Raw genomic sequence first — 26,018 nt, 5'->3', positions numbered from 1 at the left:
CCGGCAGCGCCGCAAGCCAGAGCATCACACCGTTGGGGAGGTGTCCCCAACCGACACCGCCACCGGAAGCAGCGCCGGCCGCTTGGCCTGACGGCCGTCGCCGGAGGAGCGACCACGCAGGCGGCGGCCGATCCAGGGGCCGAGGAAGGTGCCGGCCCAGCGCAGTTCGGCACCCACCGCCCTCCAGGCGGAGATGTCCGTCCCCGCGACCGGAAGGGGAAGGGCCCACGTGTCGTCGCTGCCCGGCAGACCGAGCGCCTGGGCCACGGCAGCCGCAATGCGCGCGTGTCCCAGCGGGCCTGCATGCAGCCGGTCAGCACTCCACAACCGCGGATCGGTCGCCGCCGCGTGCGCGGCCGTCTCCGCGACCACTACGCCGTGGCGGTCGGCGGCCTCCCGAACGCGCGCGTTGAGAGCGAGAACACGGTGACCGATCGGGCGGGCCAACGGCGTGATACGCCCGACGTCGGGAAACATGAGGGTCGCGACGGTGGCGCCCTGCGCGGTGAGGGCGGCGAACATCGCCTCGACATGACCGGCCACCTCGTCGAGGTCGCAGGACGGACGCAACACGTCATTGACCCCGGCCACCACGGTGGCGAGGTCGGGCCTCAGCGCGAGAGCCGGACCGAGCTGCTCGGCGCGTACCTGACCGGCCTTACGGCCGCGCACCGCGAGGTTGGCGTAGTGCAAGCCGGGACTGTGGCGGGCGACCTGTTCAGCGAGCCGGTCCGCCCAGCCCCGAAGACCACGGGCATCGTCGCCGTCCCCGAGCCCCTCTGTGTGACTGTCACCCAAGGCGACATAGCGCAGATACGCACTGCTCGACACGGGGCTGACCGCCTCTCGTCAACGCTGGAAGTGGCACACGATCACCGCTGTGCAACTATGCACCTAATCGCATTGTTGAATAGGATGTTAGCTACCGGATCATCTTCCTGCAAAGTGACACCGCTGCGAGAGGAGCCCAGGCCGTCGAGAGCGGCCACCGCCCCGGTCCACCGCGCACTCGGCACTCGGGTGCAAGCAGCAGCGCGCCCGTGCTGTAGCCGTACGGGTCTCCGTCTGCGGGCAGATGCCGGCCCCAGCACGTGGAGTGGCGCCAACTCCGGTTCAGCGTCCGTGACCTGGTGGAAGTCCACGCCGACAGCGCGTCTGCGGAAAGCCTCGGCAGTGCGCCCCTGAGGCGTGCCACTTGCGCTCAGCGCGGCGTCTGCAACCCCGGGAGCCGGGCTCGGCATGATAGATGATCAGCAGCTGGGTGGGATCGCTGCAGAGGGCCATGGGCTGGGAGAACGAGGTCGGACTCGCCCATCAGCGGGTGCCGCTTGCACAGGCGGCCGGGGCTGCCGCAGCCCACGCCCGTACTACCTGACGCCAACATGGGTTGATGCCAGGCAGCCCGGCTGGGCGACGGCCAGTTGATCGGCGCGAGGGTGGCCTGTTCAGCCAGTACGTGCACCGCGTCCGCCACCAGCTGGGCCGACGGGGTGTCGGTGCGCTCACCGAGCCGTGCCAAGGCGTCGCGCAGGTCGGCGTCGACTTCGTCCAGCATGTCGTGCTGGATGGCGTGGACCAGGCCGTCCTTGTCGGTGAAAGCGTCCGTGGACCGAGCCGACCGACACCCTGGCCGCCGCCACCCGGGCGACGGCCAGCCCCTCCCAGCCGTCCTCGGCCAGAGCCTGCCGCGCCGCCGCCAGGATCTTGCGCTCCGTGATCCTGCTGGTCGGTGACCGACCAGCGGTGCAAGGTGGCGTAGTCGGAGCCGGGCATCCCGACGTGGCGGGCGAAGTCCGCGATGTAGCTGTCCGCGACGGCCTGCGGATCAGGCGTCAGGAAAGGGTCGGGCAGGCTCATCGTGTGATGCTCCTCAGCAGGCTGTTGTCGACGGTCCGGGAGGAAGGCTGGGAGCCGCGCGTGGTGTGCAGGAGGGACGCCCAGGCGGAGGTGTCCGTGAAGTCGGGGCCGCCGGCCGGGACGATGTCCATGACGATGCGGTCGGGACGCAGCAGTACGGCGTCCGCCCGCCCCGCGCTCAGCCAGGCGGCGAGGGTGCCGTCGTCGCCGAAGTCCGTGACGGGGATCGCGCGGATGCCGAGTCCGTGGGCAAGGGCGTTCAGCGAGGGCCCGGGTTCGGCGGCGGTCAGGAGGGCGAAGGAGTCGCCGAGCAGCTCATCGAGGCGGGTACGCCGCCCGTCGGCCGTGATCCACGGTTGCGGGCAGTAGGTGCCCACCAGGCCCCTGCGAGTACGGCGTCGGACGAGGGGCCCGGTGGTCAGGGGCGGGCTCAGGTCGCGGCCGGCCGCCGTGGCGAGCCCGGGTATGCGGCAGGCTACGGCGAGCAGCCTCCGGCGCGCCGTGGCGGCGCCGTCCTGGCCGCCGGTCATGGCCCAGCCCATGGCGACCGCGAGCCGGATGACATGGCGGGCATGCGGTTTGCGCTCGCTCTCGTACGTGGCCAACAGGCGTTCTTCGCCGCCCTGTTGGAGGACATGGGCGAGTTTCCAGGTGAGGTTGTAGGCGTCCCGCAGGCCCGCGCACAGGCCCTGCCCGATGAAGGGCGGGGTGAGGTGGGCGGCGTCGCCGAGGAGGAAGACCCGTCCGCTGCGCCAGCGGTCGGCGACACGCGCCCGGAAGGTGTACTGCGTCTCACGCACGACCTCGAAGTCCCCGTCGTAGGACTGCGGCAGCCACGGGGCGATCAGCTCGCGGACCGGCTCGTGGCCGTCCCGCAGCCGGAACTCCCAGCGGTAGCGGTCCTCACCGACGCGCATGAAGGTGGCCGGCCGGTCCGGGTCGCAGACCTGGTCGACGCCCTCCCAGCAGCGGACGTCGGCCGTCGTGCGGACATCGACGACGGTCCACTGCTCCTCGAAGCGCAGGTCCTCCCATACGGCGCCGATGGCCTCGCGGGTGAGGCTGCCCGCGCCGTCGCAGCCGAGGACCGCCTCGGCCCACAGCTGGTGCTCGCCGTCGTCGTCGCGGTAGGTCACGCGCACGGGGCCGGCCGTGTCCGGTCCGACGGCGGTGACCTCCACGCCGCCCCGCAGTTCGCACTCCGGGCGCCGGGCCAGGGCGGCGCGCAACAGTTGTTCCAGCTCGGGCTGGTCGAACATGCTGGTCTGCGGGTAGCCGTGCAGGCCGTGCTCGGTGCGGCGGAACTCGGCCATCACCCGGTGCCGGGCGTCCAGCAGCCGCAGCCCGTTGGCCGGTCGGGCGATCGCGGCGAACTCCTCCCCCACGCCCGCGGCCTGGAGGATCCTGCGTACCTCGTCGTCGGTGGCGACGGCGCGAGGAAGCGGGTAGACGTCCTGGTGGCGTTCGAGGACGACGCTGCGGATTCCGCGCCGGGCGAGGAGGAGGGCGGCGGTCACGCCCACGGGTCCGGCCCCGATGATCACCACGGGTACGGCTGCCGGGTTGTGCTCGACGGTCATGTGCGGCTCACCTCCGCCCTACTGCGCGTCCGTGACGGGCGTACGCTGCTCGCCGAGGTCGATGCGGCCGTCCGAGGTCGCGATCGTCGCCGTGATCACGTCGCCCGCGTGCAGGTAGTGCGGGTTCTTCGCCTGGCTCTTGAAGAACGCCTTCCACTTCACGGCGGGCGGCAGCAGCGCGCCGATCTTCTCGACCGGCTTCGGCGGCGCCTTGAGCGCCGTACCGCCTGGGGTGCCGGTGAGCAGCAGGTCACCGGCGTCGAGGGTCTGGAAGCGGGCCAGCAGGGTGAGAGCCTGGGCCGGGCGGACGATCATGTCGGCGAGGGTGCGGTCCTGGCGCAGTTCACCGTTGACGGACAGCTTCAGTCGCAGGTCGAGGAGGTGGGCGAAATCCTCCGGCTCCAGCAGGGTGAGGTACGGCCCGGTCGGTGTGAAGGTCGGGTACGACTTGCTCTCGTAGAACTGCGTCTTGGTCAGCTGGATGTCCCGTGCGCTGACATCGTTGGTGATCACCAGCCCGGCGACGTACGACGGCAGGTCCGGCTCGTCGACTCGGGTGCCGAGGGGCAGTGGCGCCCCCATGACGAGGCCGAGTTCGATCTCGTAGTCGAGGAACTTCACATGCGGGGGCCGGATGACGGCGTCGCCCGGGCCGCTGACCGAGCCGGACGCCTTGCGGAAGAAGGCGGGCGGGATGTCGCCGGTGAAGCCCGAATCGCGGGCGTGACTACGGTAGTTGACCATCTGCGCGACCACCCTGCAGGGGGTGGTGAGCGGCGAGAGGGCGGCCAGGTCGGCGACGGGCGTGCCGGGCTCGCCGGAGAGCGCGGCCTCTCGTACGGCGGCCCGGTCGGCGATCAGTTCGGCGGTGGTGACGGCCTTGGTGTCGACCGGGACGGCCCGGTCGTTGGGGGTCCCCCCTGCTCGAGCGGAGTCGAGAGCTTGGGGGAGAACCACCCACCACCCGTCGGCGGTGCGCAGGACGTTGGTGCTCATGTCAGTACTTTCGTGAGGGAGTTGAGGATTCAGGACTTGGCGGCCTTGAGCAGACCCAGCAGACGCGCCATGTCCATCTCGTTGTCACCGCGCAGGGCCTCGATGACGTGGCGGACCCGCTCCGGGGTGGGGCTCGCACCGAGGAAGTCACGCGTGGCCGGCGGACCCCACTGGGCCAGCCCGCTGGTCGAGAAGGCCGCCCAGCCGGGCTCGATGTCGCAGGAGAACAGGTCGCCGTCGGCGAAGTGCTCCAGCATGAAGTGGTCGGGATCGCGCCAGTAGTCGAAGAGCTGGCTGCCCTGGATGTGCCGTCCGATGCCCCAACTGCGCTGGTAACCGCGCTCCTTGAGGTATTCGCCGCCGGCCGCGATCGAGTCCAGGTCGGTGACCTGGTAGGCGGAGTGGACGTAGCCGGTGCCCGGCCCCAGGTGCATGGCCAGCGTGTGGTGGTCGGCCGGCACGCTGCCGAGGTCGCAGCGGATGAACGCCATGACCGGGCCGCGCTCGCGCTGCCCGTCCAGGAACAGGAAGTCGGACACGATCATGCCGAGGGTGTCCAAGTACCAGTCCAGCGCCCGCTCGAACACCCGCGTCTCCAGCACCAGATGTCCCAGCCGCTGGATCCGGGACGGCTCGCGCGGCGGGCGCTGCGTGGTGTTCGTACGACGGTGAGCAGTGCCGAAGTTGAGCAGCAGCGGCTGCTGCTCGGGCAGCGCGGAAAGCTGCTCGCCGCAGTGCACCACCCGTACCGGGGAGCCGGACGGGTCGAGCAGGCCGACCACCTTGCCACCGCCGGGCACATCCGCGTCCCGCACGTCGGAGCCGGTGGCCCGCGCCAGCCGGTCCAGGTCGGCCCGCTCCGCCGCGCGGAACGCCGGGCCGATGAAGCGCGAGCTCCGCCCGCGCCGGATCACCATGCAGGGCGAGCCCGGGAAGGTGCCGCGCAGCCACAGCTCCCGCTCCGTGCGGGCGGCGATGCCGAACCCGAAGTCGCGGGCGAAGACCTCCGCCCGGTCCAGGTCGGGCTTCTCGAACTCCAGCCAGGCCAGGTCCGCCACCTTGATGACGGGATTGCGGGAGCGGCCGGGGTGCTCGCCGCGCAGGGCGCCCTGGTCGCTGTGCAGGTCCTGGTGGGCCGTCTTGACATCGGTCCCGTGGACGCGGGGTTCAGACATGGTGCCCTCCGAGCAGCATTGCCGTGATGAGGGAATCATCAAGTTTGACAGTCTCGTCGTCAAGGTCTCCCCGACAGGAAATGATGATTTCATCAGAGATGCTGTTGTCATCGCCCTCGCGATTAGACTCTGCGTATGCCTACGTCAGCCCCGCCCAGCAACCGGTTCGAGCGGCGCCGCGCCGAGACCCGTCGCGCGCTCCTTCGCGCCGCCCGGCAGATACTCGCCGAAACCGGGGACACCAGCGCCAGCATCCAGGCGATCGCCGAGCGCGCCGACGTCGGCTTCGGCTCCTTCTACAACCACTTCGAGTCCAAGACGGAGCTGTTCGAGGCAGCCGTGGTGGACGCCCTCGAGGAGTTCGGCCGGAACTTCGACGAGCGCCTTGCGGGAATCGACGACCCCGCGGAACTCGTCGCGGCGGGCTTCCGGCTCAGCGCCCGCATGGCCGACTCCCACCCCGAGCTGATGCAGGTCCTGCGCCGCCGCGGGATGGGCCACCTCCACTCGGACAACGGCCTGGCACGGCGGGCACTGCGTGACCTCGAGGCCGGCCTCGCCTCCGGCCGCTTCACCCCCGTCGACCCAGCGGTCGCCCTGTCCGCACTGGGCGGAACGCTGCTCTCCCTGGTGGAGCTGAGATTCGCCCGCCCCGACCTGGACGGCGACGAGGCCGCGGCGAACGTCGCCGAGATGGTCCTGCGCATGCTGGGCGTGACACCGGCCGAAGCCCACGAGGTCGCCCGACGCCCCCTGCCCGACCCCGCCTCACCGGCCACTCCTGCGCGGTGAGCGACGAGCTCGGCCGGAAGGTGGCCGAGCGGCCGGCGAAGTCGGCGCCGATCGCGTCCCGCCGGGGGGTGACGGCGCGTAGGTGCGGCCCTCGAGGACGTTCCGCAGCGGGAGGTGGTCTGCTAAGGCGTGATCCACCCCGTTCATCACCGCCTTCAGCGAAGGGAGCAGCTCACCCTGGACGCTGCCTACACCGCGATCGGCCTGATCGTGGTCGAACTCGGCGGACTGATCGTCAGGTCCCGTGACTCGCAGGCCCGCCTGATACACGGAGGCGGGCCAGGTCACCTGACCCGGCTCGCAGCCGAGTGACCCCCTGCGGCGAGGTCAGCGAGGTCGCGTCCACGATCAAACCCTCACCACCCAGCTTGCCGAAACCCCGATGGGGCCGACCCGTCCACCTGACCACCGAAAGCGGCACGCCTCGCCCGATCGTCACCGAAGCCGACGCGTTTTCCCAGTTCAGCGCACCCTGCCCCGCGGTTTCAACGGCACCGCCGGCAGTTCCGGTGCGGGCAGTGGAGCCCCGTCGTACCCCTTCACCTCTCCGAACCGGGAGCCTTCCATCCAGTCCCGCCGCGCCTGCGCGATCTCCTCCTGGGTCCGGCCGATCCAGTTCCAGAACATGATCAGTTCTTCCTCGAACGGTTCGCCGCCGAGGAGCATCAGGCCCGCGTCCGACTCCGCCCGGAGGGGGAGTTCGGTGCGGCCGCAGCCGAGGTAGAGCATCGAGCCGGGCAGGACCGGGACGCCGTCCACGTGGGCCTCGCCGGACATGGACAGGACCGCGTACTCGAAGTCCGGTTCCAGGGGGAGACGTACGTCCGCGCCCCGGGCGAGGGCGAGGTCGGCTCCGACGATCGGGGTGTACGCCGTGCCGGGCGAGGTCGCGCCGTCGAGGTCGCCGAGGATCAGGGTGGCCTTGAGTCCGGGTGCCGTGACGGTCGGCAGGTCGGCGTGGTGTTCGAAGCGCGGCTCGGTGTGGCGGTGACCGTCCGGGAGGGCGACCCACAGTTGCGCGCCGTGCAGGAAACGGGCGTGCGAGCGCGGGCTCTCCTCGGAGTGGCTGATCGCCCGGCCGGAGGTCATCAGGCCCAGTTCGCGCGGACGGATCATCTGGAGGCTGCCGGTGGAGTCGCGGTGCAGCACCTCCCCCTCGTGCAGCCAGCTCACCGTCTGCAGACCCATGTGGGGGTGCGGCGGTACCTGCATGCCGGGCTCGTCGGCGATGTCGTCGGGCCCGTAGTGGTCGACGAAGCACCAGGCCCCGACCATACGGCGGCCCAGGTTGGGCAGCAGCCTGCGGACCTCGCTGGACTCGCCCAGTTTGACCTGGCGAGGGCTGAGGAGTTCACGCACCGGCTCCGCCACGACGAACCCGCGGCCACCGCACAGGGCGGGTGCCGCCTCGCGCTCAAGATTGCTCATGGCGCACAACCTAGCCCGGCGGAAGGCCTCGCGTCAGTGCGTCATTCGGGCCGTGCGCAGGCGTCCTCACCCCCACCAAAACAGTAGCCATGTATATAGTAGCCATGTACTGTATCGGGCATGAGCAGAGGTTCCGAAGGGCCGACGCCCGGATTCCTGGTGTGGCGGCTGTCGATGAAGTGGCGGGTGGCGGTCGACCGGGCCGTCGCCCCACTGGGGCTGACCCACGCGCAGTACTCACTCGTGGCCTCGCTGCACGGCATGCGGCGCTCCGGCGAACGACCGAGTCAGCGTCGCCTCGCCGACCACACCGGACTCGAGCCGCTCTACGTGTCGAAACTCGCCCGCGCTCTGGAGTCCGCCGGCCTTCTGGAGCGCACCCGGGACCCCCGCGACCCGCGCGCGGTGCAGCTCGCACTGACCGAGCAGGGCCGCGAGGTCACCGAGCGGGCGATCAAGGTCGTCCGAGGGCTCCTCCAGCAACTCATGGAGCCGCTCGGCGGTCTCGACGGCGCGCGGGCGCAGGAGTTCACCCGCGATCTGACGGCCCTGCTCGACGCACCTCTTGATCCTTCCAGCGAGAACGAGACGGAGCAGTCATGACCACCACCACTCCCCTGGTCGACCCCCGCGTGATCGCCCTGGCCCACTACGCCGGCCGGGCGGTCCTGGAGAACGTACTGGCCCGGCACGGCGTCACCTTCCAGCAGTCCGTCACCCTCCGGCTCGCCGCGACGGCCGACGGGCCGGTCGAGCGCGAGCAGATCGTCGACGGTGTCGTCGGGGCACTGAAGATCGACGCGGTCGAGGCGCACGAGGTGATCGGCCGGCTGATCGCCGCGGAACTGCTGGCACCGGACGGCGTGTCGGGCGTGCGGATCACGGACGCCGGGCGGGAGCTGTACGCGCGGACGGCCGGTGAGACGGCACCCTTCACCGCCCGGATCTACGCCGGCATCCCGGAGGAGGACCTGGCCGTCGCCGGACGGGTGCTGGGCCTGATCACCGAGCGGGCGAACGCCGAGCTGACCACCCTGACCAAGTAGTGGAATATTGAACCAACGGGTTCGGTTGTCGGCCTCGAAGGAGGCCCCGAGTGAACACGATCTACGACACGGCCCACGACACGAACTACTACGCGCACGGCACGCCGGCGGAGCGCTGGGAGCGCGCGCAGATGTTCTTCGACGCCAAGGACTACGCCGCCGCCGCGCGCGTCCTGGTCGCGCTGGTCGAGGAGGTGCCCGAGCAGACCGGACCGCGGCTGCTGCTGGCCCGCTCCTACTACCACTCCGCCCAACTGCGGCGCGCGGAGACCGAGTTGCGGACGATCGTCGAGCGGGACCCGGTCGAGCACTACGCGCGGCTGATGCTGGGCCGCACGCTCCAGCGGCAGAACCGGCACGACGAGGCCGAGTCGCATCTGCGGATCGCCTCCGCGCTCGCGGGTGACTTCGAGCAGCGCTGACCGCCCTACCAAGAGGTGCCCGGCTCCGTGGGGAGCCGGGCACCTGTGCGTCGGGTCCGCTACTTGGCCGGAGTTCCGGCTCCGTACGACCGTTTCCCCCGCCGGTAGGCGATCTCGCCCAGCAGGATGTCGACCGCCAGGAAGGCCGCCAGCGGGATGCCGAACAGGGGCAGGAAGTAGCCGAGTACGGCGACGCCCGCCAGCAGCGGTACCAGGATCTGCGGCGGCACCTGCTGCCAGGCACCGCGCGGAATCGGCCGGCCGAAGGCGGTGCCCCGGCCGCGCTGCCACCACATGCGGTAGCCCCACACGATCAGCAGCACGAGGCCGATCGCGAGCAGCATCAGGGCGATCTGGTTGGCCAGGCCGAACAGAACACCGGTGTGCAGGTCGATGCCCCAGCGGGTGAGCTTGGCGAGCACGGGGTAGTCGGCGAACCGCAGGACGTCGGTGACCTCGCCGTCGGCCGGGTCGATCGCGACGGAGTCCTGCTTCTCGGGCCAGCCGCGCTGCACCTGCTTGACGACGTACGCGGACTCCGCGTCGGCGGGCGGCACGATCTCCACCGGGTCGCCGAGGCCCTCCGCGCGTGCCGCCGCCAGCACCTGGTCGAGGCCCACACCGTGCGCGGCGTCTCCCGCCTCCCCGGCGGCGGAGCCGTGGCCGGCGTGCTCACCGCCCGCCGCCGCCGACACCGACGGGGTGGCCTGACCCAGCGAGGTCCGCAGCTCGTCGATGCTGGCCCCGGCGTAGGCCGACCAGGTCAGGCCGGTCGCCGAGAGGAAGAGAAACCCGGCCGCCGTCCACACGCCGACCGTGCCGTGCAGTCCGAGCGTGCGGCGACGCCCGCTCGTCCCCCGCACCTTGCGCAGCGCACGGCGGCGGGAGAACCACAGCACCAGGCCACCCGCCGAGATCACCCACAGCCAACTGGCCGCCAGTTCGCTGTACCACCGCCCCGATTCGCCCAGGTGCAGGTCCCGGTGGAACTCGTCGATCCAGGTGCGCAGCGGCAGCGCGCCGGTCGAGCCGTACTGTTCGAGGGAGCCGCGCACCTTCGCGGTGTACGGATCGACGAAGACCGCGAGGGTGTGGCCCTCGCCGACGCCGGGGACGCCGGACAGCATCACGCGCGTCGTCGCGTCGGCCTCGGGTGAGGGGCGTACGGCCGAGACCGTGCCCTCGGGGTGGGCCTTGCGGGCGGCGGCCACCTGCTCACTGATCGGCAGCTTCCGCTCACCGGCGGGGACGGTCAGTTCGTGGTCGTACACGACCTTCTCGGCCTGGAAGGAAGCGGCGTAGAGCATGCCGGTGACGGCGGCGACGAGGAGGAAGGGCGCGACCAGTACCCCGGCGTAGAAGTGCAGGCGGAGGACCAGCGGACGCAGCGGGGCCCAGCTGTTCTTCGACGGTGCCGGGGCGGGGTCTTGCGGGGCCTCGTCCGTCGTGGTCGAGGGAGCGGTGGTCATCGGCGGGTTTCTCCCGGGGGGACGTCTCCGTGGCCGCCGCACTTGGGTCGCGGCCGTTGCGGTGCAGTAGTCGGGGCGGTGGGGCGTCCAGTTCCCGGCACGCATGTGTGATGCGCGTCACGCTGGGGGTGGGGGTGCCGTGTCATCCTGACGCGATGGGAACTTCGAGCGAGCGCGCGCCCCTGGCCGAGCGGGTCGAGCAACTCCTGGCCGTCGGGGGCCCGTTGCCCATCGTCGCGGCCGGCGATCCGGTGCTGCGACGCGGCACCGAGCCCTATGACGGGCAGCTGGCGCCCGAGTTGCTGGCCCGGTTCGTCGAGGCCCTGCGGGTCACCATGCGGGCGGCGCCCGGCGTGGGGCTGGCGGCGCCGCAGGTGGGTGTGCCGCTCAGGATCGCGGTGATCGAGGACCCGGCACCAGTGCCGGAGGAGGTGCGGCTCGCGCGCGGGCGGGTGCCGTTGCCGTTCCGGGTGCTGGTCAATCCCGCCTACGCGCCCGTCGGCGGTGCGCGGGCCGCGTTCTTCGAGGGCTGTCTCAGCGTGCCGGGCTGGCAGGCGGTGGTGGCACGGCCTGCCGAGGTGCGGCTGACCGGGCAGGACGAGCACGGGCGCGCGCTGGACGAGGTGTTCACGGGCTGGCCGGCACGGATCGTGCAGCACGAGACGGATCACCTCGACGGCGTGCTGTATCTGGACCGGGCCGAGTCGCGTTCGCTCTCGTCCAACCTTGCGGTGACGGAGCGCTGGGCCCAGCCGACGCCGGAGGAGGCCGCGCGGGCACTCGGCTTCGAGATGCCCTGAGGCACGGAAGAACCCCAGGCGCCGGGTGCGGCGCCTCCATCACCGTGACGTCTATGTCTACGCCCCGAATTCCCTACGGGCGCCAACGTCCTGCTCCGCGACGAGCCCACCGACAACCTCGACCCGGCCTCCCGCGCCGAGGTCCTGGCCGCGGTGGGCACGTACCCGGGCGCGGTCGTCATGGTCACCCACGACGAGGGCGCCGTCGACGCGCTGCGACCGGACCGGGTGCTGCTGCCGGAGGCGGAGGAGGACCTGTGGAGCGACGACTACCGGGAGTCGGTGGTGCCCGCGCACGCGCGACCTCGTGGCCGCGTGGTGTGGCCGGATGAAGCGCAGGTCAGGAATCCCGGTACGCCTCCAGCAGCCGCAGCCACACCTCGCTGATCGTGGGGAACGAGGGGACCGCGTGCCACAGGCGGCTGACCGGGACCTGGCCGGCGACGGCGATGGTCGCGGAGTGGATGAGTTCGCTCACGCCCGGGCCGACGAGGGTCACGCCGCGCAGGATCTCGTCCTCGAGGTCGACGACCATGCGGGCACGGCCCTTGTAGCCGTCGGCGTACAGGCCCGCGCCGGAGACGGCGGACAGATCGACGTCGACGGCCCGCACCCGGTGCCCCGCCTGTTCCGCTTCGGCCAGGGACAGGCCCACCGCGGCCGCCTCGGGGTCGGTGAAGACGACCTGGGGGACGGCTGCCCGGTCGGCGGTGGCGGCATGGGCACCCCACGGCTCGGCCAGGAGGGTCTCCCCGGTGGCCCGGGCGGCGATGGCGGCGCCCGCGATGCGGGCCTGGTATTTGCCCTGGTGGGTGAGCAGGGCGCGGTGGTTGACGTCGCCGACGGCGTAGAGCCAGTCGTGGCCGGTGACGCGGAGGCTGTCGTCGACCGGCAGCCAGGAGCCGGGGTCGAGGCCGATCGTCTCCAGGCCGATGTCGTCGGTGCGCGGCGCGCGGCCGGTGGCGAAGAGGATCTCGTCGCCCTCGACACGGTCGCCCTTGTCCGTGACGGCGACGACCGTGCCGTTCTCACGGGTCACCGACTCCACCGAGGTGCCGGTACGGACGTCCGCGCCCGCCCCGGTGAGCGCCTCGGCGACGAGTTCTCCGGCGAACGGCTCCATCCGGGGAAGCAGGCCCTTGCCCCGGACCAGCACGGTGACCTGCGCGCCGAGGGCCTGCCAGACGGTGGCCATCTCGGTGGCGACGACACCGCCGCCGACCACGATCAGCCGACCGGGCACGCTCCCCGAGCTGGTGGCCTCCCGGCTGGTCCACGGCTTGACGGTGTCGAGTCCGGGCAGGCCGGGCAGGGCCGCGCGGCTGCCGGTGCAGACGGCGACGGCGTGCCGGGCGGTCAGGACGCGCTCGCCGCCGTCCGGGCCGGTGACCGTCACGGTGCGGGGCCCGGTGAGGCGTCCGTGGCCGCGGTACAGGTCGGCGCCGATGGAGTCGAGCCACCCGACCTGGCCGTCGTCCTTCCAGTGGGAGGTGTAGTAGTCGCGGTGGGCGAGGACCGCGGAGGCGTCGAGGGGGCCCTGCACCGACTGGCTCAGGCCGGGCACGCGGCGGGCGTCGGCGCGGGCGATGACCGGCCGCAGCAGGGCCTTGCTGGGAATGCACGCCCAGTAGGAGCACTCGCCGCCGACCAGTTCGCTCTCCACGACCGCGGTGGTCAGGCCGGCCGCGCGGGTGCGGTCGGCGACGTTCTCCCCCACGGGCCCGGCCCCGAGCACCACGACGTCGTACGCGTTGGTTTCCGTTTCCGTCATGAGGTCAGTCTGGTGGGTGGTGTGCGCCCTGGCCACACGGGTAGGGGCGCGGAATACCTACCAGGTCGGCCGTGTTGTGCCGACGGCTTGACCCACACCAGGAAGAGGGATTTACGCCATGAGCAGCACCGTGGAGCTCACCAAGGAGAACTTCGACCAGACGGTCACGGACAACGAGTTCGTCCTGATCGACTTCTGGGCGGACTGGTGCGGGCCGTGCAAGCAGTTCGCACCGGTTTACGAGAAGGCGGCGGAGGAGAACCCGGACCTGGTGTTCGGCAAGGTGGACACCGAGGCGCAGCCGGAGCTGGCCGCGGCCTTCGGTATCCAGTCGATTCCCACGCTGATGATCGTCCGCGACCAGGTCGCCGTGTTCGCCCAGCCGGGCGCCCTGCCCGAGGCCGCCCTGACGGACGTCATCGGGCAGGCCCGGAATCTGGACATGGACGACGTCCGCAAGGCGATCGCCGAGCAGCAGGCCCAGCAGCCGCAGCAGAGCGAGTGACCCGCCCAGGGGCACCAGGTGCCCCTGCGGACCTCCTCAGAACGGATACGGGGCCACGTCTCCGCGTACCGTCGTCCAGCGCAGCTCGGTGAAGGCCTCGAGGTTGGCCTCGCCGCCGAAGCGGGCGCCGGTGCCGGAGGCGGCCACTCCGCCGAAGGGCGCCACGGCCTCGTCGTTCACGGTCTGGTCGTTGATGTGGACGATGCCGGTGGGGATGCGTTCGGCGAGGTCCAGGCCGCGGGCCGGGTCCCTGGTGACGATGCCCAGGGAGAGGCCGTAGGGACTCCGCGCGGCCAGGGCCGCCGCCTCGTCTGCGGTGGTGAAGGAGCGTACCGGGGCCACGGGGCCGAAGACCTCCTCCGTGTACGCGGGGGTGTGGTCGCCGACGTGGGCGAGGACCGTGGGCCGGTAGAAGAGCCGGTCGTACGTGCCGCCCGCGACGACCTTGGCGCCGGCGGCCTTGCTGGACTCGACCAGGCCGTTGATCTTGGCGAGCTGGCCGGAGTCGATGATCGGACCGAGGTGGACATGGCCGCGGTACGGGTCGCCGACCGCGAGCGAGTCGGCCTTGGCGGCCAGCCGCTCGACGTACTCGTCGTACAGCGAGGCGTGCACCAGGTGGCGTCCGGTCGTCATGCAGATCTGGCCCTGGTGGAAGAACGAGCCCCAGGCGGCCGTGGAGATCACCGCGTCGAGGTCGGCGTCCTCCAGCACGATCATGGCCGAGTTGCCGCCCAGTTCCAGGTGGGCCCGCTTCAGGTGACGGCCGGCCGCCTCGCCCACGGCCCGTCCCGCGGCGGTGGAGCCGGTGAAGGAGATGATCGGCACGCGCGGGTCGGCGACGAGGGCCTGTCCGGCGTCGGGGCCGCCGGGGAGCACGTGCAGCAGGTCCTGCGGCAGGCCGGCGGCGGCGAACACCGCGGCGAGGGACAGTCCTCCGCAGACGGCCGTGCGCGGGTCGGGCTTCAGGAGGACCGCGTTGCCGAGGGCCAGGGCCGGGGCGACGGAGCGTATGGACAGGATCAGCGGGGCGTTGAACGGGGAGATCACGCCCACCACGCCGGCCGGTACGCGGCGCGTGTACGACAGGCGCGGCGCCTCGCTGGGCAGGACCTGCCCGGCCGGGCGGGAGGCGAGCGCGGCGGCCTCGTAGCACTCCTGGGCGGCGACGTGCAGTTCGAAGTCGGCCTTGCCGGGGACCGAGCCGGACTCGCGGACGAGCCACTCGCGCAGTTCGGCGGCGTGCGCCGTGAACAGGTCGCCCGCCTTGCGCAGGACGGCTGCCCGGGTGAAGTGCGGGGCGCGTGCCCACTCGCGCTGGGCGGTGGCGGCGCTGCCGGCGGCGGCCGTGACGTCCTCGGGGGTGGCGAGGGTGAGGGGGCCGAGGGCTTGGCCGGTGGCGGGCTCGGTGACGGTGTACCCGGGCCCCGTGAGGGTGCGGGGCTGCCAGGTCCTGGTGTCGAGCAACGGCATGACGGCTCTCCGATCGATCGGTCACCGGCTGACGGGGTGAGCGCAAGTCCCCTGCGTGCGCGGCCGGTTCGGCGGTCACATGGCGGGACGCCCGGCCGGGCGCGGCGGTGTGTGCCGCGGCCGGTGTTCTGACGCGTCCCCATTTTGTTGAGCGTGCAACATCCTAGCCGTGCCGCCGGGTGCCGATCGGAGGGTGTTCCGTCACCGGCCCGCCAGATCCGGTCCTCCGCCGGGGAGTTGTGCCGTGCCGGCTCCCCCGCCCGGCCTCGGAGGGCTCAACTGGACTCGCGGTGCAGCACCGTGGCGCCCATCACCTTGTGCGTCTCGGGCTCGGCGCCGGGCCTGCGTACCGCGCGGTCGACCAGTTCGGCCAGTTCGCGGCCGGAGGGCAGCCGCAGCCGGACCGTGCTCAGCCGCGGCCGCAGCAGCCGGCCGAGCACCAGGTCGTCGGCGCCGATCACGGCCGTCTCCTCGGGGATGCGGATGCCCTCGTCCTGCAGGGCCCGCATCAGCAGCATCGCGTACTCGTCGTTGTAGGTGAACACGGCGTCGAGCCCGAGGGTCCGCCAGCGGGCGGCGAGGCGTGCGGCGTCCTCCTCGTCGTACGCGAGGGGCAGTTCGGTCACGGCGGCGTCGGTGCCCCGCACGGACTGGCGCACTCCGTCCAGCCGGGGCGCGGAGAACGCCTCCAGGCCGGGTTCCTGCGGGACGACGACGCCGATCCGGCGTCTGCCGCGGTCGTAGAGGTGCGCACCCGCGCTGTGGCCGACGACATCGTGGTCCATGAGCAGGGCGTGTGCGCCCTCGATGGTCTCCGGACCGAGGGTGACCACCACCCGTGCCCCCGAGCGCTTGAGCACCGCGACCCCGCGCGGGCCGAGCCCGGAACCGGGCACGAGGACGGCCACGGGCCGCAACTCCGCCCAGGCGCGGGCGGCTTCGTCGCCGTGCGGCGCCGCCGGTGCCGTACTGCACGACCGTGTAGTCCATGCTGCCGAGCGTCGCCTGCAGTCGGTTGAGGATCCCGGCATGGAGCGGGCCGACGGGGAAGGTCGGCGCGGGGATCAGCACCATCCGGCTGTGCCCGGCACGCAGGCCGCGGGCCGCCGCGTGCGGGACGTACCCGAGTTCCTTCGCGGCGTCGTGGACCCGGCGACGGGTGGGCTCGCTGATCCGTACGGCGCTGGTGTTGTTGAGGACGTAGGAGACGGTCGCGCGCGAGACGCCGGCCAGGCGGGCCACATCGGCGCTCGTGGGCACGGAGCGCGACGGTGCGGGGGACGGGGGCGCGGGCGTTTTCGGTATCTGCACCATGACGTACGGCATCTTGGCAGAAGCCTCAATGCGCCCTTCGGGCGGGGGAGTTGTGAGGATGCCGTGAGCGGTCACGGCGATCCGCGCGGTCGCCTCAGCGGGCCGGGGCCTCGCCCGTCACCCGGTCGACCAGGTCGACCCACGCGTCCTCCAGGCGGGCGAGGGGCATCCCGCACTGCTCGGTCAGGTGGTGGATCAGGGCCGGGTCGAGCTGGCCCATCAGGGTGTGCGAGAGGAGCTCGCAGTCCGCTTCGGGGACGGCCTGGCGCAGCAGCATGGCCACGTGATGGCGCAGCACGCGGCGGGGCGGGGCGGTGAAGCGGCGGTTCGCGCCCGGCTCGGCCGCCAGCTGGAGCTCCAGCTCGTCGTGCGACCGGCGCAGCATCGCACGGCCGAACGCACGCAGCCGCTCCACCGGGGGCGCTCCGGGCCCGAGGGGCGGGGGCCCGGCGAGGAAGGCGGCCTGGAACTTCTTCTCGGAGTGGTCGAGCAGCGCCGTCAGCAGGCCGGTACGGTCACCGAACCGGCGGAAGACCGTGCCCTTGCCGACACAGGCCGCGGCGGCCACCGCCTCCATCGTGACGGCGTCCGCGCCGCGCTCCGCCACCAGCCGGGCGGCGGCCTCCAGCAGGCGGGCCCGGTTGCGGGCGGCGTCGGCCCGCAGGCACGGCTCGTCGGCCTCCAGGGCGCTGCCGAGCTGGATCAGCTCGGGGTGGCCGACGGGCTCCTGGGGCGTCGGGAAGGGCGGCGGGGCGGCGGACATGAAGCCAGCGTAAAGCATCGGGAACAAAACTGGACCGCGGTCCGGTTAGAGTGCTAGAAACGTTAAGCGGACCCCGGTCCGGATTGTAACGGCGGTGTTTCGGAGCCGCCCTTCACTACGTGGGAGTCACCATGTCTGTTCGTATCCTCGCCCTCGTCGGCAGCCTCCGCGCCGGTTCGCACAATCGCCAGCTCGCCGAGGCGTCCGTCAAGCTCGCCCCCGAGGGCGCGGAGGTGGAGCTGTTCGAGGGCCTGGCCGAAATCCCCTTCTACAACGAGGACATCGACGTCGAGGGCAGTGTCCCGGCCGTGGCCGCACGGCTGCGCGAGGCCGCGAACGCCGCCGACGGCCTGATCCTCTTCACGCCCGAGTACAACGGCACCATCCCGGCCGTCCTGAAGAACGCCATCGACTGGCTGTCCCGCCCGTACGGCGCCGGTGCTCTCAGCGGCAAGCCGGTCGCCGTGGTCGGCACCGCGTTCGGCCAGTACGGCGGTGTCTGGGCGCACGACGAGACCCGCAAGTCCGTGGGCGTCGCCGGCGGCAAGGTGCTGGAGGACGTCAAGCTGTCCATCCCCGGCTCCATGACCCGCTTCGCCGAGACGCACCCGGCCGACGACGCCGAGGTCGCCGGGCAGCTCACCGAGGTCATCGCCCGCCTGCACGGCTTCGCCACCGAGCCGGCCGCGGCCTGACCCGCGCGCCCGGCGCCCTGAGGACCGCGCTCCCGGACGGATCGCGGTCCCGGTGCCACGGAGGGGCCGCAGCCCGAAACGGCTGCGGCCCCTTCTGCGTGCCGTCGGCGCGACGGCCGCTCAGACGGCCTGGGGCAGCTGACCGGCCTCCCGTCCGGCCCGGTGGATCGGTGTGGCCGAGCCGGTGAGCGGATGCCCCGTACCGCCGTGCCGCGCCGCGATGATCTCCGCCGCTATGGACACCGCGGTCTCCTCGGGCGTACGGGCACCCAGGTCGAGGCCGATCGGCGACCGCAGACGGGCCAGCTCGCGCTCGCTCACACCCGCTTCCCGCAACCGCCGGCCGCGGTCCTCGTGGGTGCGACGCGAGCCCATGGCGCCGACGTAGGCGACCGGCAGCCGCAGGGCCTCGGTCAGCAGCGGCACGTCGAACTTGGCGTCGTGGGTGAGCACGCAGAGCACCGTGCGCCGGTCGGTCTCCGTCCCCCGCAGGTAGCGGTGCGGCCAGTCGACGACGATGTCGTCGGCCTCGGGGAAGCGGGCCCGGGTGGCGAAGACGGGGCGGGCGTCGCACACGGTGACGTGGTAGCCGAGGAACTTGCCCGCCCGGACGAGCGCGGCCGCGAAGTCGATCGCGCCGAAGACGATCATGCGCGGCGCGGGGACGGCCGACTCGACCAGCAGGGTGAGACCGCCCGGGCAGTGCGAGCCGTCCTCGGAGAGCTCGACCGTACGGGTGCGGCCGGCGTCCAGCAGGGCGCGGGCCTGGTCGGTCACCGTGCGGTCCAGTTCGGGGTGACCGCCGAGACCGCCCTCGTGCGAGCCGTCCGGACGGACGAGCACCGCCCGGCCGAGCAGGTCGTCGGGCCCCCGGACCACCCGGGCGAGCGCCACCGGTTCGCCCTGGGCGGCGGCCGACAGTGCGGCCGCCTGGGGTGCCTGCGAGGCGTCGTACGGGGTGACCATGACGTCGATGGTCCCGCCGCAGGTCAGTCCGACCGCGAAGGCGTCCTCGTCGCTGTAGCCGAACCGCTCGACCAGCGGCCCGCCGTCCTGGAGGGCCTGGAGGCACAGGTCGTAGACGGCTCCTTCCACACAGCCGCCGGAGACCGATCCGATCACCGTGCCCTCGCTGTCGACGGCCATCGCGGCGCCGGGTGGGCGCGGGGCGCTGCCGCCGACGGCGACGACCGTGGCGACGGCGAACTCCCGGCCCTCCTCGACCCATGCGCGCAGTTGTCCGGCCAGGTCAAGCATCGCCGCCCGCCATCAGCACACGGTCGGGCCGGATCGGCAGGTTCCGGTGCCGTACGCCCGTCGCGTGCCACACCGCGTTGGCGACCGCCGCCGCGGCCCCCACGATGCCGATCTCGCCGATGCCCTTGATGCCGACCGGGTCGTCCGGGTCGGGGTCGTCGACCCAGTCGGCCTCGATGTGCGGTATGTCGGCGTGCGCCGCCACGTGGTAGCCCGCGAGGTCGGCGCCGTAGAGGCCGCCGGAGGTGCGGTCGCGGACGGCTTCCTCGTGCAGGGCCATGGAGATGCCCCAGATCATGCCGCCGACGAGCTGGTTGCGGGCGGTGAGCGGGTTCACGATCCGGCCGGCCGCGAAGACGCCCAGCATGCGGCGCACCCGGACCTCGCCGGTGGCGGGGTCGACGGCGACCTCGGCGAACTGGGCCCCGAAGGAGTGCCGTTCCTTCTGGGCGAGGGCGCCGACGGCCTCGGCCGTGTTCGACCGTACGGTGATGCCCTCCGCCGGGATGTCGGCGCCCGGCGCGAGGCTCTGGCGCAGTTCGGCGGCGGCGGTCGTGACGGCCCACGCCCAGGAGCGGGTGCCCATCGAGCCGCCGGCGAACATGGCGGGCCCGAGGTCGCTGTCCCCGATCCGCACCCGCACCCGGTCCGTCGGCACCTCGAGCGCGTCGGCGGCGACCACGGTGAGTGCCGTCCTGGCTCCGGTGCCGATGTCCGCGGCGTTGATCCGCACCGTGAAGGTGCCGTCCGCCTCGGCGGTGACGGCCGCCGAGGAGGGCATGGCTCCCGCGGGGAAGGAGGCGGCGGCGGTGCCCGTGCCGAGCAGCCAGCGCCCTTCCCGGCGCACACCGGGACGCGGGTCCCGGTCCGCCCAGCCGAACCTGCGGGCGCCCTCCTGGAAGCAGGCGGCCAGGTTGCGGCTGCTGAACGGCAGCCCCGACACCGGGCCCACCTCGGGCTCGTTGCGCAGGCGCAGCTCGATCGGGTCGATGCCGCACCGCTCGGCGAGTTCGTCGAACGCCGACTCCAGCGCGAACGAGCCGGGCGCCTCCCCCGGTGCGCGCATCCACGTCGGGGTCGGTACGTCGAGCCGCACGATCCGGCTGGCCGTGTGGTGGGCTTCGGCGCCGTACATCGACCGTCCCGCCGCGGCGCTCGGCTCGACGAACTCATGCACGGACGAGGTCTGGTTCAGCGACTGGTGCTCCAGAACGCGCAGCCGCCCGTCCGCGTCGGCGCCGAGCCGGACCCGCTGGGCCGTGGGGCTGCGGTAGCCGGTGAGCGAGAACATCTGCCGGCGGGTCATGACGACCCTGACCGGGCGCTGCAGAACGGTCGCGGCCATCACGGCGGCCACCTGGTGCGCCCGGACACCCTTGCTGCCGAAGCCGCCGCCGACGTGCTCGGACCGCACCCGCACGGACGCCGGGTCGAGGGAGAACAGGTTCGCGAGCTCGCCGGCGATCCAGGTGGTGCCCTGGTTGGAGTCGACGACCTCGAGCCGGCCGCCTTCCCACAGGGCCGTCGCCGCGTGCGGCTCCATCGGGTTGTGGTACTCCTCCGGAGTGGTGTACTCCGCGTCCAGCACGACGGCGGACGCCGCGAGCCGGTCCTCCAGATCGCCCTTCTCGACCACGCCCGGCATGTGGCCGTCCAGCGCGTACGCCTCGGACTGCCGCTCGGCGGAGAACGCGACGTCGTGCGGCTCCTGGTCGTAGTGCACCACGAGGGACTCGGCGGCCTCCCGGGCCTGTTCGGACGTCTCGGCGACGACCAGTGCCACCGGCCAGCCCAGGTGGGCCACCCGCTCCTGCTGGAAGAGGGCGATACTCGGGTCCGGCGACATGCCCATCAGGCCGACGTAGTCGGTGTCGACGCGCGGGGCGTTGCCGTGGTGGAGCACGGCGAGGACACCGGGCATCGCGAGCGCGGCATCGCTCTCGACGGACCGGACGCGCCCACGGGCGACGGTGGACAGCACCAGCCAGCCGTGGGCGAGTTCGGCGAAGGGGATCTCGGCGGCGTACCGGGCCGCGCCGGTGACCTTGTCGCGGCCCTCGACCCGGGTGTGGGCGGTGCCTACGGCACCTCGGGTGACGGTGGTCATCGGGCGGCCTCCTCGGCGAGTTCGCTGAGTACGGCCACGACGAGGTTGCGCATCAGCTTCACCTTGTATCCGTTGTGGGGCAGGGGCCTGGCTGCCGCCAGTTCGGCGTCCGCCGCGGCCGCGAAGGTCTCGGCGTCGGCCGGGGCACCGGTCAGGACGCTCTCGGCCGTACGGGCCCGCCAGGGGCGGGAGGCGACCGCTCCGAAGGCCAGGCGCACGTCGTGCACGACGCCGTCCCGGACGTCGAGCGCGGCGGCGATCGAGCCGATGGCGAAGGCGTACGAGGCCCGCTCGCGCACCTTGCGGTAGCGGGAGCCGGCCGCGACCGGGGCGGGCGGCAGGGTGACGCCGGTGATCAGCGCGCCGGGCGGCAGGGCGGTCTCCAGGTGCGGGGTCTCCCCCACCGGCAGGTAGAAGTCGGCGAGCGGCAACTCGCCCGGCCCGTCGGCCGTCTCGTACGACACGCGCGCGTCGAAGGCGGTCAGTGCCACGCCCATGTCGGACGGGTGGGTGGCCACGCAGTGCTCGGATGCGCCCAGGACGGCGTGGTTGTGGTGCTCGCCCTCGATCGCGGGGCAGCCGCTGCCGGGGTCGCGCTTGTTGCAGGGTGAGGTGACGTCGGCGAAGTAGCCGCAGCGGGTGCGCTGGAGCAGGTTGCCGCCGACGGTGGCCATGTTGCGCAGCTGCCCGGAGGCACCGGCCAGCACGGCCTGCGTCAACGCCGGGTAGCGGCGCCGGACTTCCGGGTGCGCGGCGAGGTCGCTGTTGGTGACGGTCGCCCCGATGCGCAGCCCGCCGTCCTCGGTCGCTTCGATCTGGTTCAGGGGCAGTTCGCGGACGTCGACCAGGCGGGCGGGCCGCTCGACTCCGGTCTTCATCAGGTCGACCAGGTTGGTGCCGCCGCCCAGGAAACGGGCTTCCCCGTCGCCGTCGAGCAGCGCGACCGCGCCGGAGACGTCGTACGCCCGCTGGTAGCCGAACTCCTTCATGCCACCGCACCCTTCTCCTCGGCGGCCCGGGCCACGGCCTGGACGATGGACACGTACGCGCCGCAGCGGCACAGATTGCCGCTCATGCGCTCCCGTATCTCCTCCGGGGTGAGCGGCGGCGGTCCCGCCTCGGGCCGTACGTCGTCGGTCGCGGCGCTGGGCCAGCCGGCCGCGTGCTCCTCGATCACCGCGATCGCTGAGCAGATCTGTCCCGGCGTGCAGTAACCGCACTGGAAACCGTCCAGGTCGAGGAAGGCCTGCTGCACCGGATGCAGCCGCTCCCCCTCGGCCACGCCCTCGATAGTGGTGATCTCACGCCCCTCGGCGGCCACGGCGAGCTGAAGACAGGCCACCGACCGGCGGCCGTCGACCAGGACCGTGCAGGCACCGCACTGGCCCTGGTCGCAGCCCTTCTTCGTACCGGTCAGATCGAGGCGCTCGCGCAGGGCGTCGAGCAGGGTGGTGCGGTGGTCGACGGTCAGCGTGTACTTCTCGCCGTTGACGGACAGGGTGAGGTCGCTGGACGTCGATGGGGGCATGGAAGCCTTCTTTCTCACGTCACGAGATCAGGTGGCGGGGCCGCGGGTGACGATGCCGGTGGGCAATGCGGGGGGTGCGGAGCAGGTGGGCCGTGATCCGGGCCGTGGGGGCTGTCCCTGCGGACGGTCCGCCGATACGATGGAGGCAAGCGGACAGTTGTCCGTTACCCGGTAACGTAGCGGACAACTGTCCGCTTAACAAGGGCCGGGTTTCGGCCAGGGACCGCGAGGAGGACGTGTGCCGCAGAAGAAGGACGCTCCTCTGCGCTCGGACGCGCAACGCAACCGCGAGCGCATCCTGGAAGTGGCCCTGGTCGAGCTGACGCGCTCGGCGGACGCCCCGCTGAGCGCGATCGCCAAGAAGGCGGGGGTCGGACAGGGGACCTTCTACCGCCACTTCCCCAGCCGTGAGGCCCTCGTCCTGGAGATCTACCGCCACGAGATGCAGCAGGTCGCCGACACGGCGGCACCGCTGCTCGAGCACCGGGAACCCGACCGGGCGCTGCGCGAGTGGATGGACCGTCTGGCACAGTTCGCCATGACCAAGGCCGGTCTGGCCGACGCGATCCGCCAGGCCACGAGCGCGCCGGGAGGGCCCGCGAAGCCGGGCCACACCCCGGTGACCGAGGCGGCCGAACTCCTGCTCCGTGCCGCCGAGAAGGCCGGCACCATCCGCCCGGGGGTCACCACGGACGACCTCTTCCTCACCATCGGCGGCCTCTGGACGATCGACCCCCACACCGACTGGCAACCACGCGCCACCCGCCTCCTCGACTTCGTCATGGACGCTCTGCGGGTGGGGGCGCCCGGGCGGTGACCGGCCGGCCGGCGGGCGCGGGTGCGCGTGCGATCGGCCGTGGGGCTCGCGGGGGTCAGGCGACTGTGGTGGGGGCCAGGTCCCGTAGTTCGCGGAGGGCCGCTGTCACCGCTGGACGGGCGTGGCCGGCACCTCGGGTGCAGGTGAGGAGTTTGCGGTGGGGGTTGCCCGCGCAGCGGATGCGCGTGATCGGGAGATGTGGGATCAGGTGGGCCAGGCGGGGGATGAGGGCGACGCCCAGCCCGTGGGCGACGAGGTGGGCGGCTACGTTCCAGTCGAGGGCGTGGTGGACGACGTCGGGGGTGAACCCGGCCGCGCCGCAGGCGGACAGGACATGCGGGCGGCAGGGGCTCTCCTCGACCGGCGCGATCCACGACTCGTGTGCCGCCTCGGCGAGGTCCACCCGGGCCCGCCCTGCCAGCCGGTGCCCGTCGGGAACGACCAGGTCGAACGGGTCGTCGAGCAACGGCCGCTGGTCGAACCGGGTGTCGCTCAGCGGCGGGTTGTGCGGGGTGGACTCGACGATCGCCAGGTCGGTCTCGCCCTCGAAGAGGAGGTCGAAGCTCTCCGGCACCCCCGCCTCGGTGATCCGTACGGACAGCCGCGGGTGCCGCTCCCCCAGCCGGGCCGCCATCGGCGCCAGGAGCACCGAGATGGCCACCGGGAAACCGGTCACGCGCAGCACCCCGGAGGGCGCCCCGTGGTCGGCCCTCAGGTCGAGCTCCGCCTGGTCCCAGCGGGCCTGGATCGCGTCGGCATGCGCGAGCAGGCTCTCGGCGGCAGGCGTGAGGCGGATGCCGCGCCCCTGCGGCTCCAGCAGGTCGACGCCCAGGTCACGCGCGAGCTGCCGGATCTGCTGGGAGGCGGCGGACGGGGTGAAGTGCAGGGCACGGGCGGCCGCGGTGACCGTGCCGTAGTGGGCGACCGCCCTGAGGACATGCAGCCGGCGCAGGTCAATCATGAAGCCCACGCTTCACAATGGTGTCCACAAAGTCAACCTGGACGTGTAGTGAGGCTCCGACGCACCCTGGCTGTGTCGCGACGGTCAACCAGCCACGAGGGACGAGGAGTCAGAGACATGGCCAGCACCACCCGCACCGTCTGCCCGCACTGCGGCTGGCCCGACGGAGGCGAGCCGTTCCAGGTGCTGTCCCGGCACACCACCGCGACAGGGCGCACCGAGTGGACGCGCTGCGGCTGCGGCTCGCTCCAGGTCCGGATCGTCGACGGCTGCGGCACGCGCGTCGTCTCGCGCAGCCGACCGGTGTCCGCTTCGACGGGGTGGGGTACGACGGGGTCGGCCACGGCGGGTCACTGAAGGCCCGCGACCCAGCAGCACGCGCCGTGCGCCGGTACAGGACGCGGTAGCCGTGGGCGGGCACGGGTCGCCAGGCCTGTCGTGTGCGGGACGCGCAGGTGCTGCGACCCAGCGCTCGCGCCCCGCAGCGGAGCGAGGGCAGGGGTCTCCGGGGCTCCGGGTCCGGCGGCTCCGACAAGGCGGCCTCACCCCGGCTCGGACAGGCGAGCGTCAGCGGTTCCTCGGCGCTGACGGGCCGCACTGGGTGGTGCGCCCACAGCGACGGCACCCGGCGCAGCCCCCGCCCGGAGCCGTCCGCGTGATGGCGCCCGCGTGATGGCGCCCGCGCATCCGGTCGATGTGCGGGACACCCTCCTCCCAGCGCACTCGCGGTGCAGGTCCACGAAGAGCAGCCGCGCGGATGCGGGTCGTGCTGGAGGCGGACCTCACTCATCGGGCACGGCAGCCGGCACCGGTGGCGCCCCGGGGGGCCGGGCGCCCTCCCCGGCTGCGGCACCGGTGTGGCCGGTCGCGCAGTTCCCCGCGCCCCTTCCGGGCGCTGCCGAACCGCTGCCCCTGGGCGACTGCGGATGCTGCTGCTCGACGTGGGCATGTTGTCCGGATGGAGACCGCCGCGGCGACCACGCCCTGGCTGTCGAAGACGCTGCACGCGGTCGCGTCCACGGGGAGTCTGCGGGCGGCCGCCGCCGCCATCAACATCCACCACTCCACGCTCCAGGACCGGCTGGCCCACGCCGAACACCTGCTCGGCTGGCCGGTGCGCACCCCGCAGGGGCGGCTCCGGCTGCAACTGGCCCTGGCCATGCGGCACCTCGCCCGGCCGTAGCCCGGTCATAGCCCGGCCGTAGCGGCCCCCTGCGCCGGGCCGTCGCCGTCCCCCTGGGAGACACTGTCCGGGCGCCGTC

Annotated in this window: 25 protein-coding genes and 3 pseudogenes; 12 read left to right on the top strand and 16 right to left on the bottom strand. The window is 72.6% G+C overall.

All coding sequences use genetic code 11. The features are described from left to right. Positions 1-24: 24 nt before the first annotated feature. The 5 genes from SSQG_RS34710 to SSQG_RS34695 all read right to left on the bottom strand — a co-directional run bounded on the left by SSQG_RS34710 (position 25) and on the right by SSQG_RS34695 (position 5,608). A complete protein-coding gene (locus SSQG_RS34710) occupies positions 25-831 on the bottom strand; it encodes an SGNH/GDSL hydrolase family protein (RefSeq protein ID WP_003994664.1) in 807 nt (268 codons plus the stop codon). A gap of 370 nt (positions 832-1,201) precedes the next feature. Next, positions 1,202-1,555, bottom strand: a complete 354-nt coding sequence (locus SSQG_RS41595) for a hypothetical protein (RefSeq protein ID WP_003994663.1) — start codon at positions 1,553-1,555, stop codon at positions 1,202-1,204. A 298-nt stretch (positions 1,556-1,853) separates the two neighbouring features. Beyond that, positions 1,854-3,437, bottom strand: a complete 1,584-nt coding sequence (locus tag SSQG_RS34705) for a bifunctional 3-(3-hydroxy-phenyl)propionate/3-hydroxycinnamic acid hydroxylase (protein WP_003994662.1) — start codon at positions 3,435-3,437, stop codon at positions 1,854-1,856. A gap of 18 nt (positions 3,438-3,455) precedes the next feature. Further along, a complete protein-coding gene (locus tag SSQG_RS34700; protein ID WP_003994661.1) occupies positions 3,456-4,433 on the bottom strand; it encodes a fumarylacetoacetate hydrolase family protein in 978 nt (325 codons plus the stop codon). Between the two features lie 29 nt (positions 4,434-4,462). After that, complete coding sequence (locus tag SSQG_RS34695; RefSeq protein WP_003994660.1) at positions 4,463-5,608, bottom strand: VOC family protein; 1,146 nt, start codon at positions 5,606-5,608, stop codon at positions 4,463-4,465. Positions 5,609-5,743: 135 nt separating this feature from the next. On the opposite strand from SSQG_RS34695, the gene SSQG_RS34690 reads away from it, so the two are divergent. Together SSQG_RS34690 and SSQG_RS34685 are read left to right on the top strand one after the other, a co-directional pair. Further along, entirely contained in the window at positions 5,744-6,400 is a 657-nt protein-coding gene (locus tag SSQG_RS34690; RefSeq protein ID WP_003994658.1) for a TetR/AcrR family transcriptional regulator, read from the top strand. Between the two features lie 129 nt (positions 6,401-6,529). Next, positions 6,530-6,712 carry a hypothetical protein gene (locus SSQG_RS34685; RefSeq protein WP_003994657.1) on the top strand — a complete coding sequence of 61 codons (183 nt, stop codon included), beginning with the start codon at positions 6,530-6,532 and terminating at the stop codon, positions 6,710-6,712. A 150-nt stretch (positions 6,713-6,862) separates the two neighbouring features. On the opposite strand, the gene SSQG_RS34680 is transcribed toward SSQG_RS34685, so the two are convergent. Further along, entirely contained in the window at positions 6,863-7,828 is a 966-nt protein-coding gene (locus tag SSQG_RS34680; RefSeq protein ID WP_003994656.1) for a pirin family protein, read from the bottom strand. A gap of 120 nt (positions 7,829-7,948) precedes the next feature. Here SSQG_RS34680 and SSQG_RS34675 point away from each other — a divergent pair, with 120 nt between their 5' ends. From SSQG_RS34675 to SSQG_RS34665, 3 genes are all read left to right on the top strand, one after another. Next, on the top strand, positions 7,949-8,431 hold the full coding sequence (locus tag SSQG_RS34675; RefSeq protein ID WP_003994655.1) for a MarR family winged helix-turn-helix transcriptional regulator: 483 nt from the start codon (positions 7,949-7,951) through the stop codon (positions 8,429-8,431). Beyond that, positions 8,428-8,874, top strand: coding sequence for a winged helix DNA-binding protein (locus tag SSQG_RS34670; RefSeq protein ID WP_003994654.1), 447 nt, complete (start codon positions 8,428-8,430; stop codon positions 8,872-8,874). Before SSQG_RS34675 ends, SSQG_RS34670 begins: the two co-directional genes overlap by 4 nt. Before the next feature lie 131 nt (positions 8,875-9,005). Further along, a complete protein-coding gene (locus tag SSQG_RS34665; RefSeq protein WP_052310494.1) occupies positions 9,006-9,296 on the top strand; it encodes a tetratricopeptide repeat protein in 291 nt (96 codons plus the stop codon). 59 nt (positions 9,297-9,355) lie between these two features. Here SSQG_RS34665 and SSQG_RS34660 read toward each other — a convergent pair whose 3' ends face one another. Next, positions 9,356-10,765 (bottom strand): PepSY-associated TM helix domain-containing protein, encoded by a 1,410-nt coding sequence (locus SSQG_RS34660; RefSeq protein WP_003994652.1) that lies wholly within the window; start codon positions 10,763-10,765, stop codon positions 9,356-9,358. Between the two features lie 155 nt (positions 10,766-10,920). On the opposite strand from SSQG_RS34660, the gene SSQG_RS34655 reads away from it, so the two are divergent. Together SSQG_RS34655 and SSQG_RS40035 are read left to right on the top strand one after the other, a co-directional pair. Continuing rightward, positions 10,921-11,565, top strand: a complete 645-nt coding sequence (locus tag SSQG_RS34655; RefSeq protein WP_003994651.1) for a peptide deformylase — start codon at positions 10,921-10,923, stop codon at positions 11,563-11,565. Between the two features lie 75 nt (positions 11,566-11,640). Next, a pseudogene (locus SSQG_RS40035) lies at positions 11,641-11,859 on the top strand (ABC transporter ATP-binding protein); the annotation flags it as partial. A gap of 46 nt (positions 11,860-11,905) precedes the next feature. Here the strand turns inward: SSQG_RS40035 and SSQG_RS34645 are convergent. Further along, complete coding sequence (locus SSQG_RS34645) at positions 11,906-13,336, bottom strand: dihydrolipoyl dehydrogenase family protein (protein ID WP_003994649.1); 1,431 nt, start codon at positions 13,334-13,336, stop codon at positions 11,906-11,908. A 118-nt stretch (positions 13,337-13,454) separates the two neighbouring features. On the opposite strand from SSQG_RS34645, the gene trxA reads away from it, so the two are divergent. Further along, positions 13,455-13,841, top strand: a complete 387-nt coding sequence (gene trxA, locus SSQG_RS34640; protein WP_003994648.1) for a thioredoxin — start codon at positions 13,455-13,457, stop codon at positions 13,839-13,841. Positions 13,842-13,877: 36 nt separating this feature from the next. Here trxA and SSQG_RS34635 read toward each other — a convergent pair whose 3' ends face one another. The 3 genes and pseudogenes from SSQG_RS34635 to SSQG_RS34625 form a co-directional block, all read right to left on the bottom strand. Beyond that, the gene (locus SSQG_RS34635; protein ID WP_003994647.1) at positions 13,878-15,314 is read right to left on the bottom strand and encodes a benzaldehyde dehydrogenase; all 1,437 of its coding nucleotides are present in this window, start codon (positions 15,312-15,314) and stop codon (positions 13,878-13,880) included. 275 nt (positions 15,315-15,589) lie between these two features. Next, positions 15,590-16,628: pseudogene (locus SSQG_RS34630) on the bottom strand (LacI family DNA-binding transcriptional regulator). Between the two features lie 94 nt (positions 16,629-16,722). Next, positions 16,723-17,391: a TetR/AcrR family transcriptional regulator gene (locus SSQG_RS34625; RefSeq protein WP_039935642.1), complete on the bottom strand. Its 669-nt coding sequence runs from the start codon at positions 17,389-17,391 to the stop codon at positions 16,723-16,725. 131 nt (positions 17,392-17,522) lie between these two features. Here SSQG_RS34625 and SSQG_RS34620 point away from each other — a divergent pair, with 131 nt between their 5' ends. After that, the gene (locus SSQG_RS34620; RefSeq protein WP_003994643.1) at positions 17,523-18,086 is read left to right on the top strand and encodes an NAD(P)H-dependent oxidoreductase; all 564 of its coding nucleotides are present in this window, start codon (positions 17,523-17,525) and stop codon (positions 18,084-18,086) included. Positions 18,087-18,206: 120 nt separating this feature from the next. Here the strand turns inward: SSQG_RS34620 and SSQG_RS34615 are convergent, their stop codons facing one another. Genes SSQG_RS34615 through SSQG_RS34600 form a run of 4 tightly spaced genes read right to left on the bottom strand, consistent with a single transcriptional unit; the run spans position 18,207 to position 22,978 of the window. Further along, on the bottom strand, positions 18,207-19,343 hold the full coding sequence (locus SSQG_RS34615) for an XdhC family protein (protein ID WP_003994642.1): 1,137 nt from the start codon (positions 19,341-19,343) through the stop codon (positions 18,207-18,209). Beyond that, the gene (locus SSQG_RS34610; RefSeq protein ID WP_003994641.1) at positions 19,336-21,450 is read right to left on the bottom strand and encodes a xanthine dehydrogenase family protein molybdopterin-binding subunit; all 2,115 of its coding nucleotides are present in this window, start codon (positions 21,448-21,450) and stop codon (positions 19,336-19,338) included. The genes SSQG_RS34615 and SSQG_RS34610 overlap by 8 nt, the downstream gene beginning before the upstream one ends. Continuing rightward, positions 21,447-22,439 carry an FAD binding domain-containing protein gene (locus SSQG_RS34605; protein WP_003994640.1) on the bottom strand — a complete coding sequence of 331 codons (993 nt, stop codon included), beginning with the start codon at positions 22,437-22,439 and terminating at the stop codon, positions 21,447-21,449. Before SSQG_RS34605 ends, SSQG_RS34610 begins: the two co-directional genes overlap by 4 nt. Beyond that, the gene (locus tag SSQG_RS34600) at positions 22,436-22,978 is read right to left on the bottom strand and encodes a (2Fe-2S)-binding protein (RefSeq protein WP_039934255.1); all 543 of its coding nucleotides are present in this window, start codon (positions 22,976-22,978) and stop codon (positions 22,436-22,438) included. The genes SSQG_RS34605 and SSQG_RS34600 overlap by 4 nt, the downstream gene beginning before the upstream one ends. Positions 22,979-23,216: 238 nt before the next feature. Here SSQG_RS34600 and SSQG_RS34595 point away from each other — a divergent pair, with 238 nt between their 5' ends. After that, a complete protein-coding gene (locus tag SSQG_RS34595; RefSeq protein WP_003994638.1) occupies positions 23,217-23,795 on the top strand; it encodes a TetR/AcrR family transcriptional regulator in 579 nt (192 codons plus the stop codon). A 55-nt stretch (positions 23,796-23,850) separates the two neighbouring features. Here the strand turns inward: SSQG_RS34595 and SSQG_RS34590 are convergent, their stop codons facing one another. After that, entirely contained in the window at positions 23,851-24,756 is a 906-nt protein-coding gene (locus tag SSQG_RS34590) for a LysR family transcriptional regulator (protein ID WP_003994637.1), read from the bottom strand. Between the two features lie 117 nt (positions 24,757-24,873). Between SSQG_RS34590 and SSQG_RS34585 the strand changes: the two genes are divergently transcribed. Next, positions 24,874-25,113: a hypothetical protein gene (locus tag SSQG_RS34585; RefSeq protein WP_052310386.1), complete on the top strand. Its 240-nt coding sequence runs from the start codon at positions 24,874-24,876 to the stop codon at positions 25,111-25,113. 601 nt (positions 25,114-25,714) lie between these two features. Continuing rightward, a pseudogene (locus SSQG_RS34580) lies at positions 25,715-25,939 on the top strand (helix-turn-helix domain-containing protein); the annotation flags it as partial. Between the last annotated feature and the right edge of the window lie 79 nt (positions 25,940-26,018).

The organism is Streptomyces viridochromogenes DSM 40736, assembly GCF_000158955.1.
GTDB classification, from domain to species: Bacteria; Actinomycetota; Actinomycetes; order Streptomycetales; family Streptomycetaceae; genus Streptomyces; species Streptomyces venetus.
The sequence above is the reverse complement of the archived record's forward strand: the minus strand, read 5'-3'. Positions and strand labels throughout refer to the sequence as shown.